A 16615-nucleotide genomic window follows, 5' to 3' on the forward strand; every position below is an offset into this window, starting at 1 on the left:
CTGTTCAGGCCGCATCGTCATGCGCGAAGTAAAGCGCGTGCAGCCGCTCCAGGTCCACCGCCTCGCCCGGTTCGGACAGAACGACCCGGCCCGAGCGCATCAGATGCACATGGTCGGCGATCTTCAGGGCGCGGCTGGTGTTCTGCTCCACCAGCACGATGGTCAAGCCCTCCGCCCGCAGCTTGGCGAGGATGCGGAAAATCTCGTCCACCACCACCGGGGCCAACCCCAGCGACGGTTCGTCGATCAGGCAGACGCGCGGCTGTTCCATCAGGCCGCGCCCGATGGCCAGCATCTGCGCCTCCCCGCCCGACAGGGTTCCGGCGATCTGGTCGCGCCGTTCGGCCAAACGGGGGAACAGGTCGAACACCATCGCCTTGTTGCGTTTCCACCCGGCGCGGCAGGCGCGCGGGAAGGCCCCCATCATCAGATTGTCGTCGACGCTCATGTCGGGGAAGATCATCCGGCCTTCCGGGATCATCACCAGCCCGTCGGCCACGCTGTCCCAGGTCCTGGCCCCGGTCAGGCTGCGGCCGTTGACGCGGACATCGCCGCCGGTGATCGGGATCAGGCCCATGATGGCGCGCAGCAGCGTGGTCTTGCCCGCCCCGTTCGGCCCGACGATGACGGTGGTCTTGCCGGTCGGCGCGGTCAAGGACACGTCCCACAGCACGTTGATCGCGCCATACCCGGCGCGCAGCGATTGGACATCCAGCGCGGTGGTCATGCGGCATGGTCCTTCAAAGCGTGGTTTCGCCGGTGTAGCTGCGGATGACTTCCGGGTTGCGGAACACGGCGTCGGGCGCGCCATCGGCGATGATCTGGCCGAAATTCAGCACCAGCACGCGCGGGCACAGCGCCGCGATGGTCGGCAGATCATGTTCGATGATGACCAGGGCCAGCCGGTAGCGGTCGCGCACCGCCCCCAGCCGTTCCATGAAGGCGCGCTTGCTGTTGGTTTCCAGCCCGGCCAGCACCTCGTCCAACAGCAGAAGGCTGGGGTTGGTCGCCAACGCCTTGCCGACCTCCAACGCCTTGTGCTCGGTCAGGGCGAGCGCGCCGGTGGCGTCGGCGTCGGCCTTGTCGCGCAGGCCCAGCAGATCCAGGATCTCGTCGATCCGCTTGGGGTCGTTGATCCCGGCCCCGAAACGCTGGGCGACGATCAGGTTCTCCCGCACCGTGCAATGGCCCAGCGGGCGGGGAATCTGGAAGCTGCGGCCAATCCCCAGCCGCGCGCGTTTCCAATCCGGCAGCCCCAGCAGCGATTGGCCCCGGAAGGTCAGCCGCCCGCCGGTCGGCCGGATCACGCCGGAGATCACGTTGAACAGCGTGGTCTTGCCCGCCCCGTTGGGACCGACCAGACCGACGCTCTCCCCCTCCGCCACGGCGAAGCTGGCGTTTTTCAACGCCTGCACCCCGCCGAAATTCACCTGCACCCCGTCAAGCGTGAGCATGGCGTTCTCCCGTTGAGCGGCGGCGCAGGGCGGGCAGCAGCCCGCCGGGGCTGAGCAGGATCATGGCGCACAGCAGCACGCCCAACACCATCTGGTGCCCGTGTGGCAGGATCGGTTTGAACAGAAGCTGGTCGAGCAGATAGATCGCCAACGCCCCCAGAACCGGCCCCCAGACGGTGCGGTAGCCGCCGAAGATCGCCGCCGCGATGGGCAGGACGGTCCAGGTGCTGGAAAAGGCGTAATCCGGCTCCAGAAAGCTGATGAAATGGGCGTTGAAGGCCCCGACCACCCCGGTGATGAAGGCCGACAGCGCCAGCATCGCCGCCTTCAGATGGGTGCTGGGCACGCCGACCACACGGGTGGCGACCTCCGTGTCGTGCATCGCCTTCAGCGCCAGCCCCCAGGCGCTGCGCCGCACGGCATCATAGGCCAGCGCCGACAGCAGCACGATGGTCAGGATGATGACGTAACCGCCGGTTTTGCCGCCCAGATCCAGCCCGAACAGCACCGGGAAGCGCGGGATCGACAGCAGACCGCCCGCCCCGCCGGTGATCGGCGTCATCTCCGTCGCCAAAATCTGGAAGATGTGGGCGTAGGCGAGGATGGCGAGCGCGAAATAGGGGCCGCGCAGCCGCAACGCGGGCAGCATGGCGACCGAGGCCAGCGCCGCCGCCAGCCCGCCCAGCAGCACCGCCGGAAAAACCGGAACCCCCAGCTTCATCGACAGCACCGCCGACCCATAGGACCCCACCCCGAAAAAGGCGGCGTGCCCGAAGCTGACCATGCCGCCCAGATTGCCCAGCAGCGCCCAGGCCACGGCGATCCCGGCGATGGTCAGGGCGGCGACGATCAGGCCCAGGATGTAGGGCGTGCCGCCGAACAGCAGCGGAACCCCGGCATAGGCGACGACCAACGCCGCCAGGAGCAATATATGTCTCATCGCGCCAAGGCCCTCCGCCCGCCGAACAGGCCCGAGGGCGAAACGAACAGCACCACCAGGAACAGCAGCATCCCGGCCAACTCCTGCAAGGACGCCGACAGATAGGTGACGGTCAGGGATTCGATGATCCCGATCATCACCGCGCCGATCAGCACGCCATGGATCGACCCCATCCCCGCCAGCACCGTGATGATGAAGGCCTTGACCGTCAGCACATGGCCCAGCGCCGGAAACACCGTCTTGCCGGTGTAGATCGCCACCCCGGCGAAGGTCGCCAGCAGGGCGGCGATCAGGAAGGACAGGATTTCGGTCTGGCGCGGATTCACCCCCATCAGCGTGGCGGCGTTGCGGTTGGACGACAGCGCCCGCACCGCCCGCCCCTGCCAGGAGTGGTTCAGCCACCAATAGACCGCCGCCATCAAGGCCAGCCCGCCGACGAAGGCGACGATTTCGGCGTTCATCGCGAACAGCGTGTCGGCGATCACCAGCGAATCCTGGAACCACGGGTTGGTGGTGGAATGGATGTCGGCGGCCCAGATCGTCAGGATGCCGTTGGTCATGATGATGCCGATGCCGAAGGTCAGGATCAGCGAGTTGATCTCGCGGTCCTGCCGGATGCGGCTCAACAGGGCGTAGACGATCATCGACACCGTGCCGACCACCAGCAGCGCCAGCGGGATCGCCATCACCGGGTTGAGGCCGTAGCGGGATTCGGCGGCGTAGGCGATGTAGGCCGACAGCAACACCAGCTCGCCATGGGCCAGATTGATGATGCGCATGGTTCCGAAGACCAGCGCCAACCCCACCGCCACCGTGGCGTAATAGCCCCCGGCGAGCAGGCCGGAGAACAGGGCTTGCAACGTCAGTTCGATCATGGATGCGCCTTATCGGTGACACGGACGGGCGGAGGGCGGTGGAGGGCGTGGCCCCCCGGTTTCACCAGGGCGTGGCCGGGAAGCGCATCGCGCCGTTGGCGGCCTCCTTCGGCCAGACCAGAACCACCTTGCCGCCCTGGTGCTGGCCCATGCGGTGGGTGAAATGGGGGTTGTCGCCCTTGGCGTCGAAGGTGACGCGGCCGATCAGGGTTTGCGCGTCGGTCTTGCGCAATTCATCGGGCAGGCCGCCGCTGGCCAGCGTTCCGGCGGCGTCGGCGCGCAGGATGGCGTCGATCAGCAGGCGGGTTTGCACATAGCCGAACTGGCCCAGGTAATCGGGTTCCTTGTTGAACAGCTTCTTGTAGGTGGCGGCGAACTCCAGCGCCTCGGGCTGGGTGAACTCCACCGGGAAGGGCAGCATCGAGGTGCCGTGGACGTTCTCCATCAGGTCGGGGAATTCCTTGGCCATCTGCGCGGTGGCGAGCGACCAGACGCCGACCATCGCCTTGACGTCGGGCTTCAGCACCTTGGCGGCGCGCAGGATGCCGACATAGTCGTTCTCGTAACCGACCATGGCGATCACGTCGGGCCGGTCCTGAAGCTTCACCTTGTTGACCAGCGGCTTGAAATCGCTGGTCGAGCCGTCGAACTCGTGCATCGTCACGGCGACGCCCTTGGCCCCCAGCGTCTCCTTGACCTGCTTGGCGAGGTTGCTGGTCGCCTCCTTGTTCAGATAGACGACGGACACCTTCTTGGCCGCCATCTGCTGCACCAGCCCGATCATCGCCAGGGCGTAGCCGTCGGTGTTGTTGATGCGGAAAAAGGTCTTGTAGCCGCGTCCGGTCAGGTCGGGCGTGACCCCGCCGGAGGTGATGTAGACCACCCCCGCCTTTTGCGCGGCCTCCGACGCCGGGCCGATGATGTTGGAGCCATAGCCGCCGGTCAGCGCCACCACCCCCTCGCCGATCAGCTTTTCCACCGCCGCCACCGCCTTGGCGGGGGAGGTTTCATCGTCGATGGTGCTGACCTTGAAGCTGTGCGTTCCGGCGTGGGCCTTGTTGGCCATGTCGATGGCGACCGCGATCCCCTCATGCATCCCCTGGCCGACGCGGGCGAGGTTGCCGGTCAAGGGCAGCTCCGACCCCAGAAGGAAATCCTTCGCCTGCGCCACGGATCCGGCCAGCCCGACCATCAGGGCGGCGGCGGCGACGGTGGCGGCGAGTGTGGCAAGCGTCCGCGTCATTGGGTCGTGTCCTCCGGTGTGTGGCCTGTGCCGGTTCCGGCTTGCGGCCTTGATTTTGGGGGTGTGGGGCGGGATGCGGTCAGGCGGTGGTGATGGCGCCCATGATCTCGGCGGCCAGCGGGCGCAGGCCGTTTTTCAGCAATTTCCCGGTCGGGCTGGCGGGCAGCGCGTCGAGCGCCACGATGCGGGCCGGGCGTTTGTAGGGGGCCAGACGCGCGGCGGCGTACGCCTTCAACGCGTCCTCCGCCACCGTTTGGCCGGGGATGAACTGGACGAAGGCGACGACCTCCTCGTTGCCCGTCAGCGCCACGCCGACCACGGCGGCCAGCGTCACCGCCGGGTGGCTGGTCAGCACCGCTTCCACCTCTTCGGGGTAGACGTTGAAGCCGGAGCGGATGACGATCTCGCGGATGCGGCCGACCACGGACAGGCTGCCGTCCGCCTCGCGCCGGGCGACGTCGCCGGTCTTCAGCCACCCGTCATCGGTGATGACCTGGGCGGTCAGCGCCGGGTCGCGGTAATAGCCCAACATGACGTTCGGCGCGCGCACCCACAATTCCCCGGCCTCGCCGTCCGCCACGTCGCGCCCGCTGACGTGATCGACGAAGCGGGTGTCGACCAGCGGCAGCGGCGGACCGATGCTGACATCGGCGCGCGGCGCGTCCAGCCGGGTTTGCGTGATGGTGGGGGAGCATTCGGTCAGGCCATAGCCGTTGTGCAGCGGCAGGCCGAACGCGGCCTCGACCGACTGTTTCAGCTCCTGATCCAGCACCGACCCGCCGGAGGAGAGGTAGCGCAGCGCGGGCGACGCGGCGACGCTTCCGGTCAGGCTGCGGTGTTCGATGAGCTTGGCGTACATCGCCGGAACGCCCTGGAACACGGTGACGCCATCCTCGGCCAGCGCCCGCCACACCGCCGCCGGGGCAAAGCGCGGGACCGTGTGCAGGCAGCCCCCGGCGTAGAGCGTGCCCAGACAGGTGGAGGCCAGACCGAACACATGGCTGACCGGCAGCACGCCATAGGTGTGATCGGCGTTGGACAGCCCGCGCATCCAGCCCGAGACCGAGGCGACGAACAGCAGCCCGCGATGGGACAGCATCACCCCCTTGGGCTTGCCGGTGGTCCCGGAGGTGTAGATCAGCGCACCGACCTGCCGGTCGTTGCCGCGATGGACCGGCTCCGGCTCCGCCGCCAGCAGCGGCCCGACCGCCAGGGGGGGAAGGGCCGGGTCGGCCAGCGGGGTGGCCCCGTGGCGGGCGGCGTGGGCCGCCGCGTCGGGTGACACCGCGTCGGTGTAGAGCAGGCGGCGCGGCTGGCAATGGTCGCGGATGGCGTCGATTTCCCGGTCCGACAGGCGGGCGTTGACGATCACCGGCCAGGCATCGCGCTCGCTCGCCGCCAGGATCAGGATCACGGCAGCGGGGCTGTTTTCGCAGACGATCATCAGCCGGTCGCCGCCACGCACCCCCAGCCGGTCGAGCCGGGCGGCGGCGGCCTGAACCGCGTCGGACAGCCGCCGGTAACTCCAGCGTTCCACCCCGTCGAACAGGGCGGGTGCATCCGGGGTGGCCTGCCCCCAGGACAAGGCGGCGTGGCTGATCCGGGCGGGCAGATCGGCGACCATCTTTGCGAAGTCAGGGGCAGGCGCCGCCATGGTCAGGCGGCCTCGCGGATCATGTTGCGGGCGATGACCAGTTGCTGAATCTGCGTGGTTCCTTCGTAGATGCGGAACAGGCGAACGTCGCGGTAGAAGCGCTCCACCCCGTAATCGGCGATGTAACCCGCCCCGCCATGGATCTGCACGGCGCGGTCGGCCACCCGGCCCACCATTTCGGTGGCGAACAGCTTGCAACAGGCGGCGTCGGTGTTGACGTTCTGCCCGGCGTCGCGGCGGCGGGCGGTTTCCGTCACCATGCAGCGGGCGGCGTAGGCTTCGGCCCGGCTGTCAGCCAACATGGCCTGGATCAACTGGAATTCGGCGATGGGTTGGCCGAACTGCTTGCGCTGCATCGCGTAGGCCAGCGCGTCGCGGATCAGCCGTTCGGCCAGACCGACGCAGACCGCGCCGATGTGCAGACGGCCCCGGTCCAGCACCTTCATCGCCGTCTTGAAGCCCTGCCCTTCCTTGCCGCCCAGAATGGCGCTGGCGGGAACCCGGCAATCCTCGAAAATCACGTCGCAGGTGTGCGCGCCCTTCTGGCCCATCTTCTTGTCGATGGGGCCGAGCGACAGGCCCGGTGTCCCCGCGTCGACCAGGAAGGCCGAGACGCCGCGCGCGTCGCGGCTCTCCAGATCGGTGCGGGCGAAGACGGTGAACAGACCCGCTTGCGGGGCGTTGGTGATGAAACGCTTGGTCCCGTTCAGGATGAAATGGTCGCCGTCGCGCCTTGCGGTGGTGCGCAGGCTGCCCGCGTCCGACCCCGATTCCGGTTCGGTCAGGGCAAAGGCCCCGACGATCTCGCCCGCCGCCAGACGCGGCAGATAGGCGCGCTTCTGCTCCTCCGTCCCGTCGATGACGATGCCCTGGGAGCCGATGCCGTTGTTGGTGCCGATCAGCGAGCGGAAGGCCGGGGAGGTCTGGCCAAGCTGGAAGGCGACCTGCACCTCGTCGGCCATCGACAGGCCAAGACCGCCATACTCCTCCGGGATAGACAGGCCGAACAGGCCCATCTCGCGCATCGCGGCGATGACCTCCGCCGGGATGGCGTCGTCCTCCGCCACCTTGTGTTCCAGCGGAACCAGCCGTTCGCGGACAAAGCGCGCCAGCGTGTCCAGCAATTGGGTCAACACATCCGAATCCAAGGCCATGCGCGTGTGCTCCGTCCGGGGAGGGGGGCGTCGCGGGTCGTGCGCCGCGCCACCGCTGCTGTTTCGTTGGCGATGCTGACAGTTGGCGCACCCCCTGTCAACAAAATGAAATTCAATTTCGTATATCGGAATTAAAGGGGCGAAGGCGCGCGGCAGCCCCGCGCGGCGTCGCCCTTGTCAGGCCAATGGACGCGTCACAGATTGTGCGGACATCAACGGAGGAGCGGTGATGATCGACCTGTATTTCTGGCCGACGCCCAACGGCCACAAGATCACGATGTTTCTGGAAGAAGTCGGGCTGGATTACAGCTTCAAGCCGGTGAACATCGGGGCGGGCGACCAGTTCAAGCCGGAATTCCTGGCCTTTTCGCCCAACAACCGCATGCCCGCGATCATCGACCACGCCCCGGCGGACGGTGGCGAGCCGATCACCGTGTTCGAATCCGGGGCCATTCTGCTGTATCTGGCGGAAAAGACCGGCCGGTTCCTGCCCGCCGACGTCCGTGGCCGCAAGACGGTGACGGAGTGGCTGTTCTGGCAGATCGGTGGCCTTGGCCCGATGGCCGGACAGAACCACCATTTCGTCCAATACGCGCCCGAACGCATCCCCTACGCCATGGACCGCTACGTCAAGGAGACCAACCGGCTCTACGGCGTGATGGACAAGCGTCTGGCGGCGAACGAATTTCTGGGTGGAGCCGATTACTCCATCGCCGACATGGCGGCTTACCCGTGGGTGGTCCCGCACGAGCGCCAGCAACAGAATCTGGACGACTTCCCCAACCTGAAGCGCTGGTTCCACGCGATCAAGGCGCGTCCGGCGGTGATTTGCGCTTATGAAAAGGGATCAGCGGTCAACCCGTCCAATCAGGCGACCGTCAATGACGAAAGCAAGAAGATCCTCTTCGGCCAATCGGCCGAAACGCTCAAACGCTGAACCATTTCCCACAGCCCCTGTCGGGTAATTTGATCATGTCTTTCCCGAAAGGGCGCGCGCTCTGGCCCGCCTTTTCGGGTTTTTTGTTTGTATGACAATCCCGTAACGCGGCTTTGCTTCTCCCCAAGGGCGCAAACGCGCATAATCGGCCCGTCGCATCATTCGGGACTGCGGACAGGACTGCGGGCAGGGACGGGAACAGCATGAGGTCTGGCACAGCCGCGTTTTGGCTTTTGCGCCATGTCGTTGCTTTGGCCGTTGCGGTCCCCCTCGCCGTGGCATCGCGTGGCGTCCTCGCGGATCCCCACCGCTTCACCATACTGTACACCCAAGGCACCACGGAATTGGGGGAAACCCAGGGGCGTGGCGGCATGGCCCGGCTGGCGGCGATGATCCGCGCGGAGCGGGCGAAGCAAACCCCCGTTCTCGTTCTGCATGGCGGGCAGACGCTCGCGCCGTCGGTTTTGGCCTTCTACGACCAGGGCGCGCACATCATCGATCTGCTGAACGGCATCGGCGTTGACGCGATGGCCGCGCTGAACCGTGAATTCCACCATGGCGACGACCGCCTGATGGCCCGCGCGTTTGAGGCCGGCTTTCCGATCATCACCACCAACGCGGTGGATCGGGCAACCGGCAAGCCGCTGGATGGGTTGGAGGATTCGGCGGTCCTGAAGGCCGGTCCCTTTCGTGTCGGCGTGCTGGCGGCCACGCCGACCCTGACCCGGGAAACCGCCAGCGCCCCGCGCACGGACTTCCGCGAACCGGTGGCTGCCCTGACCGCCAAGGCCAAGGCGTTGCGGGCCAGCGGGGTGGATCTGATCGTGGCGATGACGGGCAGCGCCGGCAACACCCACAAGGTTCTGATGGCGGCGCGGGCCAGCGCTGGCAGCCCCAATTTCGCCGACATTCTGCTCTATCAGGACCGGGGCATCCAATCCGCCTATGTGCAGAACACGCCCGTTCTGGCGGGCACCGTCGCCCCGCAGGGCACCTGGGTGCTGGCGATCGACGTCACGATGGAGCGCAAGGCGGAGGAACTGGTGTGGTCGGCGCAAACGCGGACGCTGGACTCAATCGCGGTCGCGCCGGACCCGACGATCGACGTGCGGTCCCGTGCCTACGCCGCACGGCTCGACACCATGCTGAGCATCGAAGTGGGGCGGCTGGATGGCACGATCGACACGCGGCGCGAAGCCGTCCGCACAGGGGAAAACGCCTTCGCCAACGCTGTCACCGACACGCTGCGCGCCTCGCTGGACGCCGATGTCGCCCTCATCAACGGCGGCGGCATCCGGGGGGATCGCGAATACGCCGATGGCGTGCGTCTGACGCGCCGCGACATCTACACCGAATTGCCCTATCACGACGTCGGCGTGGTGTTGAACGTGACCGGGCAACAGCTCTGGGACGCGGTGGAAAGCGGCCTGTCGGCGGTGGAGCACACACAGGGGCGTTTTCCCCACCTGTCCAACGCGCGCGTCACCGCCGACCTGACCCGCCCGCCCGGTCAACGGGTTCAGGACATCCGCATCGGCGACCGTCCGCTCGACCGCAAGGCGCATTACCGGCTGGCGACGAGCAACTTCCTGGCCAACGGCGGCGACGGTTACAGCAGCCTGAGCGTGGCCCCCCGCCTGATGGAGGACCGAACCGCCGATTTCGTCTCCACCCAGCTCATCGCCCACATCGCGCGGTCCGGGGTCTTTGCGCCCCGTCTGGACGGGCGGATGGCCCTGAAGCGGTGATGAGGAACGGGTGGACCCGCACATGACCCTCGTCACGCCCACGTCTGCGCCAGCGCCCAACGCTTCCGCCGCGCCGCGCCCACCGCAACCTCGGCGACGGGTGGGCATCGCCCTGCGCATTTCGCTGGGCCTGTCGGTGATGGCCGCCCTTGTGCTCATCATTGGCGGTGTGTCGCTGTCCTCCTTCCGGCTCTTCCGGTCGGAGGTGACGACGCTGTCCTCCATCACCCTGCCGGAGGTCATCACCAGCGCGGAGCTGCACGCCTCGTTGCAGAGGCTGGTGGCACAGTTGCCCTTGTTGTCGGGAGCCAACTCCACCCCGCAACGCCGGTCCATCTATGACGGGCTGGTGGCCGAACTCGAATCAATGCAGCTTCTCGTGGCGCGGATGCGCGGTCTGCTGGCCGAGGAGCCGGACGGGCATGGCGAGGTCAGCAGCAACGTCCGGCTGCTGGAGCAGACGCGCTCGACGCTGCTCATCCTGGCGGCCACGGTCGCCGACCTGAACGCAGAGGTGGCCCGCCAACTCGCCCACGGCGAACGGCAGGCCGAGGCGGCGGTCGGGCTGGGCCGCCTGTCGAACGCGCTGGAAGGCATGTCCGGTCCGGACGTCGGGCCATGGGCGGTGCGGGTGGGGGCCTTGCTGGCGCGCGCCGCCGGATCGATCCAGCTTGAGCATCTGAACCGGCTGAAGGGGGAACAGCGCGCCGTCGAACGCACGCTGCTGGAGTTGGGACAGATCGCCAGCGTCGCCAACGGGGCGTCCGGCCCGGCGATGATGGCGATGCAGGAAGAGCTGTTCACCCTGCTGGTGGCCCCCGGCGGTCTGTTTGAAAGCGCGGCGGAACGGCTGCAGGCGCGCAACCGCGCCCAGGCGCTGACCAGTCAGGCCCGCGTGCTGGTGGAAACGGTGGACCGTTCGTCGCGCGCGCTGTTCGATTCCATCCGCGATCAGTCGGCGGACCGCACGGGTGATCTGGCGGCGCTGATGTCCGAACGCAGCCAAGTGGTGATGGTCCTGGCGGCCGCGTCGATCCTGCTGGTGGTGGCGGTCCACTTCATCTTCCGGCGCTTCCTGTCCTCGCGCCTTGTCGCCCTCAACCGGGCGGTTCTGGCCCGGCTGTCGGGAGCGGGGACACAGGTGGCGATCCCGGTGGACGGCGACGACGAGATCACCGACATCGGCGGTTCCATCCGCTATTTCATCGACGAGATCGATCACCGCCAGCGCGATCTGGCCGACAACGAGCGGCGCTTCCGCAGCCTGGTGGAAGGTTCGATCCAGGGAACCATCATCCACCGCGATTTTCGGGCGCTCTACGCCAACGAGGCGTTTGCCGCGATGTTCGGCGTCACCGTGGCCCAGGTGATGGCCCTGCCCTCCCTGCTGGCGCTGGTCGGGCCGGGCGAACAGGCCAAGATGCACGAAAACTACAACCACCTGCTGAACGGCGGCGCGCCCACCGGCCGCCGCCGCATCCGCGCCCGCCGCCCTGACGGCGGCGATCTGTGGGTGGAGTTGACCGGGCGGCGGGTGGATTGGACCGACGGCCCGGCGGTTCAGGCCGTGGTGGTCGATGTCACCCGTGAGGCGGAGGCCGAGGAGGCGCTGCGCCAGTCGCGCGACGCCGCCGAACGCGCGCTGAACGAGCTGAAGGCAACGCAAACCAGCCTGATCCAGTCGGAAAAGATGGCCTCGCTGGGTCAACTGGTCGCCGGGGTGGCGCACGAGGTCAACACCCCAATCGGCATCACCATCACCGGCGCGTCGCAGTTGCAGGCGCTGATCGAGGAGTTGGCCCACAGCCACAGCACCAACACGCTGAAGAAATCCGATTTCCAACGGTTTCTGAGCGACGGGCTGGAGATGGCCAACCTGATCCTGGCCAACAGCACCCGTGCCGCCAATCTGGTGCAAAGCTTCAAGCTGGTGGCCGTCGATCAATCCAGCGACGAACGCCGCGTCTTCCTGCTGAAGGATTACATCGAGGAACTGCTGCGCAGCCTGCACCCGACCTACAAGGCGCGGACCGGGTTGACCATCGCCGTCGATTGCCCGCCCGACATCGAACTGGACGGCTATCCGGGTGCTCTGTCGCAGATCTTGACCAACCTGATCATGAACGCCCTGATTCACGCCTTCGACCCCGGTCAGGCCGGGCGGATCGGGATCGACGCGCATCGGATTGACGACGAAACGGTGGAGCTGTCGGTGTCGGACACCGGCAAAGGCATTCCGGCGGATGTGCTGCCGAAAATCTTCGACCCCTTCTTCACCACACGGCGCGGCAGCGGCGGCAGTGGGCTGGGCCTGCACATCGTGTTCAACCTTGTCACCGGGCGGCTGCACGGCTCCATCGCCGTGTCCAGCCCGCCGGGCGAGGGGACCCGATTCACCCTGCGCTTTCCCAGCGTCATCCACAAACCATGAGGGATCAGCGGATGGTTCCCTCGAACCAGTGGCGACCCTGGCGGTCTTCGACCTCCAGCACCCAGACGTCCGGGTCATAACGGGTCTGGCGGGCGATGTAGGCGTCGGCGTCGGTCTCCGGCACCGGATCGGGACCGGTGCCGCGCGTCCAGAACAGCCGATCACCGTCGTTGGTCTGCACCAGCACGGAAAAGGTCCGATCCAGCCGGTTCAGCTTCAGGATCACCGTGCCCCGGCTGGGATCGCCCTTGCGCACCACCATCATCGACACGCCTTGCGCGTCGGCGGCCCGGATGTGGGCCATCACCCAAAGATGCGTTGGCAAACGGTCGTCCATGGTCATCCACACGGTCGGGGTCAAAGGGTGCTCGCCTAACCGGGGCGGGCCGGTGTACACAAGGGGTATGGCGACACTCCTGGACGCTCTCGACGCTGCCGTCAACCATCACATGGCCGGACGCACCGACGCGGCGGAGCGGAATTACCGGCTGATCTTGGGCGTCGATCCGGCCCAGCCCGACGCGCTGCATCTGCTTGGCGTTTTGCGGGCGCAGACAGGACAGCCCGACCCGGCGGTCGCGCTCCTCACCCGATCGGTGCGCGTGCGCCCTGGTGCCCCGCAACCCTGGGCGCATCTGGCCGGTGCCCTGCGCACCGCCGAACGGCCGGACGAAGCCGAACGGGTGGTGCGCCGCGCCCTGGCGCTCGATCCGGCCTCGGCGGACGCGCTCGACATCCTGGGGGCAACGCTGCACGCCCTGGCGCGCTACCCGCAGGCCGCTGACTGGCTGCACCGGGCCAACGCCCTGCGGCCCGGCCATCCCGAAACGCTGCTCAATCTGGGAACCGTGCTGCGCGACCAGCGGCGCTTCGACGAGGCGGACCGCGTGTTCGATGTGGCCCTGGCGCGCCACCCGTCCAACGCGGCCATCCATTTGGCCCGCGCGGTCGGGCGGCTGGTGCGCGGCGACCTGATCGGTGGGTGGGAGGGGTTCGAACACCGCTGGCGGCGGCTGCCTGCCCCCCCATGGGCGGGAGAGCCGTTGAACGGGGCCACCATCCTGCTGCACATGGAGCAGGGCTTTGGCGACGCCATGCAGTTCGTCCGCTACGCCCCGCTGGTGGCGCGGGCGGGCGGGCGGGTGGTGGTGGAGGCCAGCCCGGCGCTGTTCCGGCTGTTCCAGGCCAGCCTGGATCCGTCGATTGCCGTGCTGGTGCGCGGGCCGGAACCACCGCCGCACGATCATCATTGCCCGCTGATGAGCCTGCCGCGCGCCTTCGGGACCGATCTGGGCAGCGTTCCCGCCCCGATCCCCTACCTGATGCCCGAACGCGGCGACCGCAATCTGTGGCGTGACCGTCTGGCCGAGGGGCCGGAGGGCCTGCGCGTCGGGTTGGTCTGGGCGGGCAACCCGCGCCACCGCAACGACCGCAACCGCTCCCTGCCGGTGGCCGCGCTGCGCCCGTTGGTGAACGTGCCTGGCGTCCGCTTCATCAGTCTTCAGGTCGGGGAGGCGCGCAGCGCGCTGGCGACGCTGGCCCCGGACGCTGCGGTGGAAGACCCGATGGACCGCGTGCGGGATTTCGCCGACACGGCGGCGATCCTCGCCAACATCGACCTGCTCATCAGCGTCGACACCGCCGTCGTGCATCTGGCCGGCGCGATGGGGGTGCCGGTGTGGCTGCTGCTGCCCCACGCGCCCGATTGGCGGTGGCTGCTCAACCGCGATGACAGCCCGTGGTACCCAAGCCTGCGGCTGTTCCGGCAACCTCGGCCCGGTGATTGGGAGACCACGCTGGGACGTGTCGCCGCCACGCTGCGCGCCCACGCCCACCAACCGGCGGACCCGGCATGACCGACAGCGCGGAGTGGCTTCGGCAGGGGCTGGCCGCCCACCAGTCCGGCAATCTGCCGGGTGCCCTGGCGCTGTACCGGCAGGTGTTGGCGGTTGACCGCAGCAACGCCGACGCCACCCACCTGATCGGTGTGATCGCCTATCAGACCGGCGACCCGATGACCGCCATCAACGTCATCCGCCGCGCCATCGCACTGGACGACAGCAATCCGGCTTATCACAGCAATCTGGGCGAGGCGCTGCGCGTCACCGGTGCGCTCGACCAAGCCGCCGACGCCCACCGGGAGGCGTTGAAACGGGATTCGGGGTTTGTGGAGGCCCATCGCAATCTGGGCGTCGTCGATCTCGCGCGCGGGCGGGCGCAGGAGGCGGCGGACAGCTTCCGCCGGGCGCTGGCCCGCGATCCGGCCTCCGCCCCTTCCTGGCATGGCTTGGGTTTGGCGCTGGAGGCGCTGAACCGCAAGGTCGAGGCCGCGCACGCCTTCGACCAATGCCTGGCCCACGACCCGACCCACGCGGAGGCCCGGCAGCGGCGCGATGCCCTCACCCCGCATCTGCCGCTGCCCGTCGACGGCGCGGTCCCCAGCGCCCCGTCGGCGGTGGAGGCCTGGGCCGACGTTGCCTTGCAGGAGTTGCGGGCCTTGTGCAACGACCGCAGCAGTGGGGTGGAGCGGTTGGCCGCCATCGAACGGCTGTGCACCACCCTGGTGAGCGACAAGGCCAGCGCCCCGCGTGCGGTGCTGGAGGCGTTGGAGGAGGAACCGCTGTGCGGGGATCCGATCCTCGACGCGTCGGTGCAATTCCGTCTCAGCGGAGATCTGTACCATTACGAACGTCTGATCCACACGGTGATCGGCAACGGGGCCGATTGGCCGCTGGACGTCGCCCACGCCGTGTACTGGTCGATCAGCCGTCAGGTTTTCTTGGGCCGCCCGCTCAAGACCCGGCTGTCCGCTTTCACGGCGGGAGACCTGCCCCGTTTCTACCGCTGGATCCTGCGCGAGGTGCGCCGCCGCTGCGCGGTGTCCGTCGCGGCACCTCCGGTGCGGGCGGGCGGGCCGAAGAGGGTGGCGATCGTCACCAACCAGTTCACCCAACCGATGCACCAACCGTCGCGCGATGCCTTCGATTACGCGCGGCGGATGCAGGATGATTTTGGCTGTGCGGTTCTGCTGGTGAACGGCAACCTGCTGCCCAGCCAGATCATCACCGCCTTTGTTCCGGCCTTCCAGGCGATGGTCACGCCCAGCCTGCACGGGGCGATGCCGGTGACGGACGGAACGGCGACGGTCCCGAGCTGGTCCTCGATGGACCCCAGCCTGTCCGACGGGAAGATCCGCGATCTCGTCGCCACCATTGAGGAGTTCGATCCCGATCTGGTGGTGTCGTTCGGCGGTTCGGTGCTGGCCGCCGATCTGTTCGCCGGGAAGCGCCCGACGCTCTGCATCCCGACCACCAGCGGCCTGACCTGTTCGATGGCCGACATCCTGTTGAGCTTTGACGGCGGCGACCCGACGCGCGGCCTGCCCGAGGAGTACCGCACCCCGTTCGCCGAACGGTTCCGCCCCTTTGTCTTCGGCTATTCCGCCCCACCCCCGGCGCAGAACGCCAGCCGGGCCGCGTTTGGGCTGAAGGATGGCCCGTTCCTGTTCACCGTGGTCGGTGGACGGCTGGACGACGAGGTGACGCCCGTTTTTGTCGAGCGGCTGGAGCATCTGCTCGACCTGTGCCCGAACGCGCTGGTGGCCTTTGCCGGTCCGGTGGCGTCCCTGCCCGCCCGTCTCGCCCGATCCCGCCACGCCAACCGTCTGACCTGCCTGGGTTTCGTCAATGAAATCCGCGCGCTGTACCGCGTGGCCGACGCGTACCTCAACCCACCGCGCCAAGGCGGCGGCGGCAGCGCGGCCTACGCCCTGGCCGATGGGCTGCCGGTGGTGACGCTGAATCAGGGCGATGTCGCGGCGGTGGTCGGTGCCGCCCGCGCGCTGGACGATTGGGACGCCTACACCGAACGCGCAAAGCGGCTGTGCCAGGACCCCGCCTTTCGTCGGGACGAGGCGGACGAGGCGCGCCACCGCTTTGCCACCGTGGACGCGCGCCATGACGCGGTCGCCCGGCTCCTGGCCTATGGCCGCAGCCTGATGGATGGATGGGCCACGCGCTGACCGGGTGGTTCCGGCCCTTTCGGCCCCTTCAGGACCGGCGTTTTCTTCCCCGTCATCGCCCACCCTCACTAGGCGAAACTTTCCCACCTCCCGGCAAAAAGGTGCCTCTGGAGGGAGGGTAGAGGGAAAAATCAGGAAAAACAGACCATTAACAGCAG

At 67.9% G+C, this 16615-nt stretch carries 13 protein-coding genes; 5 read left to right on the forward strand and 8 right to left on the reverse strand.

What is annotated here, in order from left to right:
• Window positions 1-4: 4 nt before the first annotated feature.
• From EJ903_RS06470 to EJ903_RS06500, 7 genes are all read right to left on the reverse strand, one after another.
• A complete protein-coding gene (locus EJ903_RS06470; protein ID WP_126613276.1) occupies window positions 5-727 on the reverse strand; it encodes an ABC transporter ATP-binding protein in 723 nt (240 codons plus the stop codon).
• A 13-nt stretch (window positions 728-740) separates the two neighbouring features.
• Window positions 741-1454 carry an ABC transporter ATP-binding protein gene (locus tag EJ903_RS06475; protein ID WP_126613278.1) on the reverse strand — a complete coding sequence of 238 codons (714 nt, stop codon included), beginning with the start codon at window positions 1452-1454 and terminating at the stop codon, window positions 741-743.
• Entirely contained in the window at window positions 1441-2394 is a 954-nt protein-coding gene (locus tag EJ903_RS06480; RefSeq protein WP_126613280.1) for a branched-chain amino acid ABC transporter permease, read from the reverse strand. Before EJ903_RS06480 ends, EJ903_RS06475 begins: the two co-directional genes overlap by 14 nt.
• Window positions 2391-3269, reverse strand: a complete 879-nt coding sequence (locus EJ903_RS06485; protein WP_126613282.1) for a branched-chain amino acid ABC transporter permease — start codon at window positions 3267-3269, stop codon at window positions 2391-2393. Before EJ903_RS06485 ends, EJ903_RS06480 begins: the two co-directional genes overlap by 4 nt.
• Window positions 3270-3330: 61 nt before the next feature.
• Window positions 3331-4512, reverse strand: a complete 1182-nt coding sequence (locus tag EJ903_RS06490; RefSeq protein WP_126613284.1) for an ABC transporter substrate-binding protein — start codon at window positions 4510-4512, stop codon at window positions 3331-3333.
• 79 nt (window positions 4513-4591) lie between these two features.
• Window positions 4592-6166, reverse strand: coding sequence for a class I adenylate-forming enzyme family protein (locus tag EJ903_RS06495; protein ID WP_126613286.1), 1575 nt, complete (start codon window positions 6164-6166; stop codon window positions 4592-4594).
• A gap of 2 nt (window positions 6167-6168) precedes the next feature.
• Window positions 6169-7320, reverse strand: coding sequence for an acyl-CoA dehydrogenase family protein (locus EJ903_RS06500; RefSeq protein WP_126613288.1), 1152 nt, complete (start codon window positions 7318-7320; stop codon window positions 6169-6171).
• Window positions 7321-7549: 229 nt separating this feature from the next.
• Between EJ903_RS06500 and EJ903_RS06505 the strand changes: the two genes are divergently transcribed.
• From EJ903_RS06505 to EJ903_RS06515, 3 genes are all read left to right on the forward strand, one after another.
• Complete coding sequence (locus EJ903_RS06505) at window positions 7550-8257, forward strand: glutathione binding-like protein (protein ID WP_126613290.1); 708 nt, start codon at window positions 7550-7552, stop codon at window positions 8255-8257.
• Between the two features lie 275 nt (window positions 8258-8532).
• Window positions 8533-10005 (forward strand): bifunctional metallophosphatase/5'-nucleotidase, encoded by a 1473-nt coding sequence (locus tag EJ903_RS06510; RefSeq protein WP_246015248.1) that lies wholly within the window; start codon window positions 8533-8535, stop codon window positions 10003-10005.
• Window positions 10006-10027: 22 nt separating this feature from the next.
• Complete coding sequence (locus tag EJ903_RS06515; RefSeq protein WP_126613294.1) at window positions 10028-12436, forward strand: sensor histidine kinase; 2409 nt, start codon at window positions 10028-10030, stop codon at window positions 12434-12436.
• Between the two features lie 4 nt (window positions 12437-12440).
• Here the strand turns inward: EJ903_RS06515 and EJ903_RS06520 are convergent, their stop codons facing one another.
• Entirely contained in the window at window positions 12441-12779 is a 339-nt protein-coding gene (locus EJ903_RS06520) for a DUF1491 family protein (protein WP_246015250.1), read from the reverse strand.
• A 61-nt stretch (window positions 12780-12840) separates the two neighbouring features.
• Between EJ903_RS06520 and EJ903_RS06525 the strand changes: the two genes are divergently transcribed.
• Both EJ903_RS06525 and EJ903_RS06530 read left to right on the forward strand, forming a co-directional pair.
• Window positions 12841-14292: a tetratricopeptide repeat protein gene (locus EJ903_RS06525; RefSeq protein ID WP_126613298.1), complete on the forward strand. Its 1452-nt coding sequence runs from the start codon at window positions 12841-12843 to the stop codon at window positions 14290-14292.
• The gene (locus EJ903_RS06530) at window positions 14289-16457 is read left to right on the forward strand and encodes a tetratricopeptide repeat protein (protein WP_126613300.1); all 2169 of its coding nucleotides are present in this window, start codon (window positions 14289-14291) and stop codon (window positions 16455-16457) included. The genes EJ903_RS06525 and EJ903_RS06530 overlap by 4 nt, the downstream gene beginning before the upstream one ends.
• Window positions 16458-16615: the final 158 nt, after the last annotated feature.

Source organism: Azospirillum griseum (assembly GCF_003966125.1).
In the GTDB taxonomy this organism is placed as follows: Bacteria; Pseudomonadota; Alphaproteobacteria; order Azospirillales; family Azospirillaceae; genus Azospirillum; species Azospirillum griseum.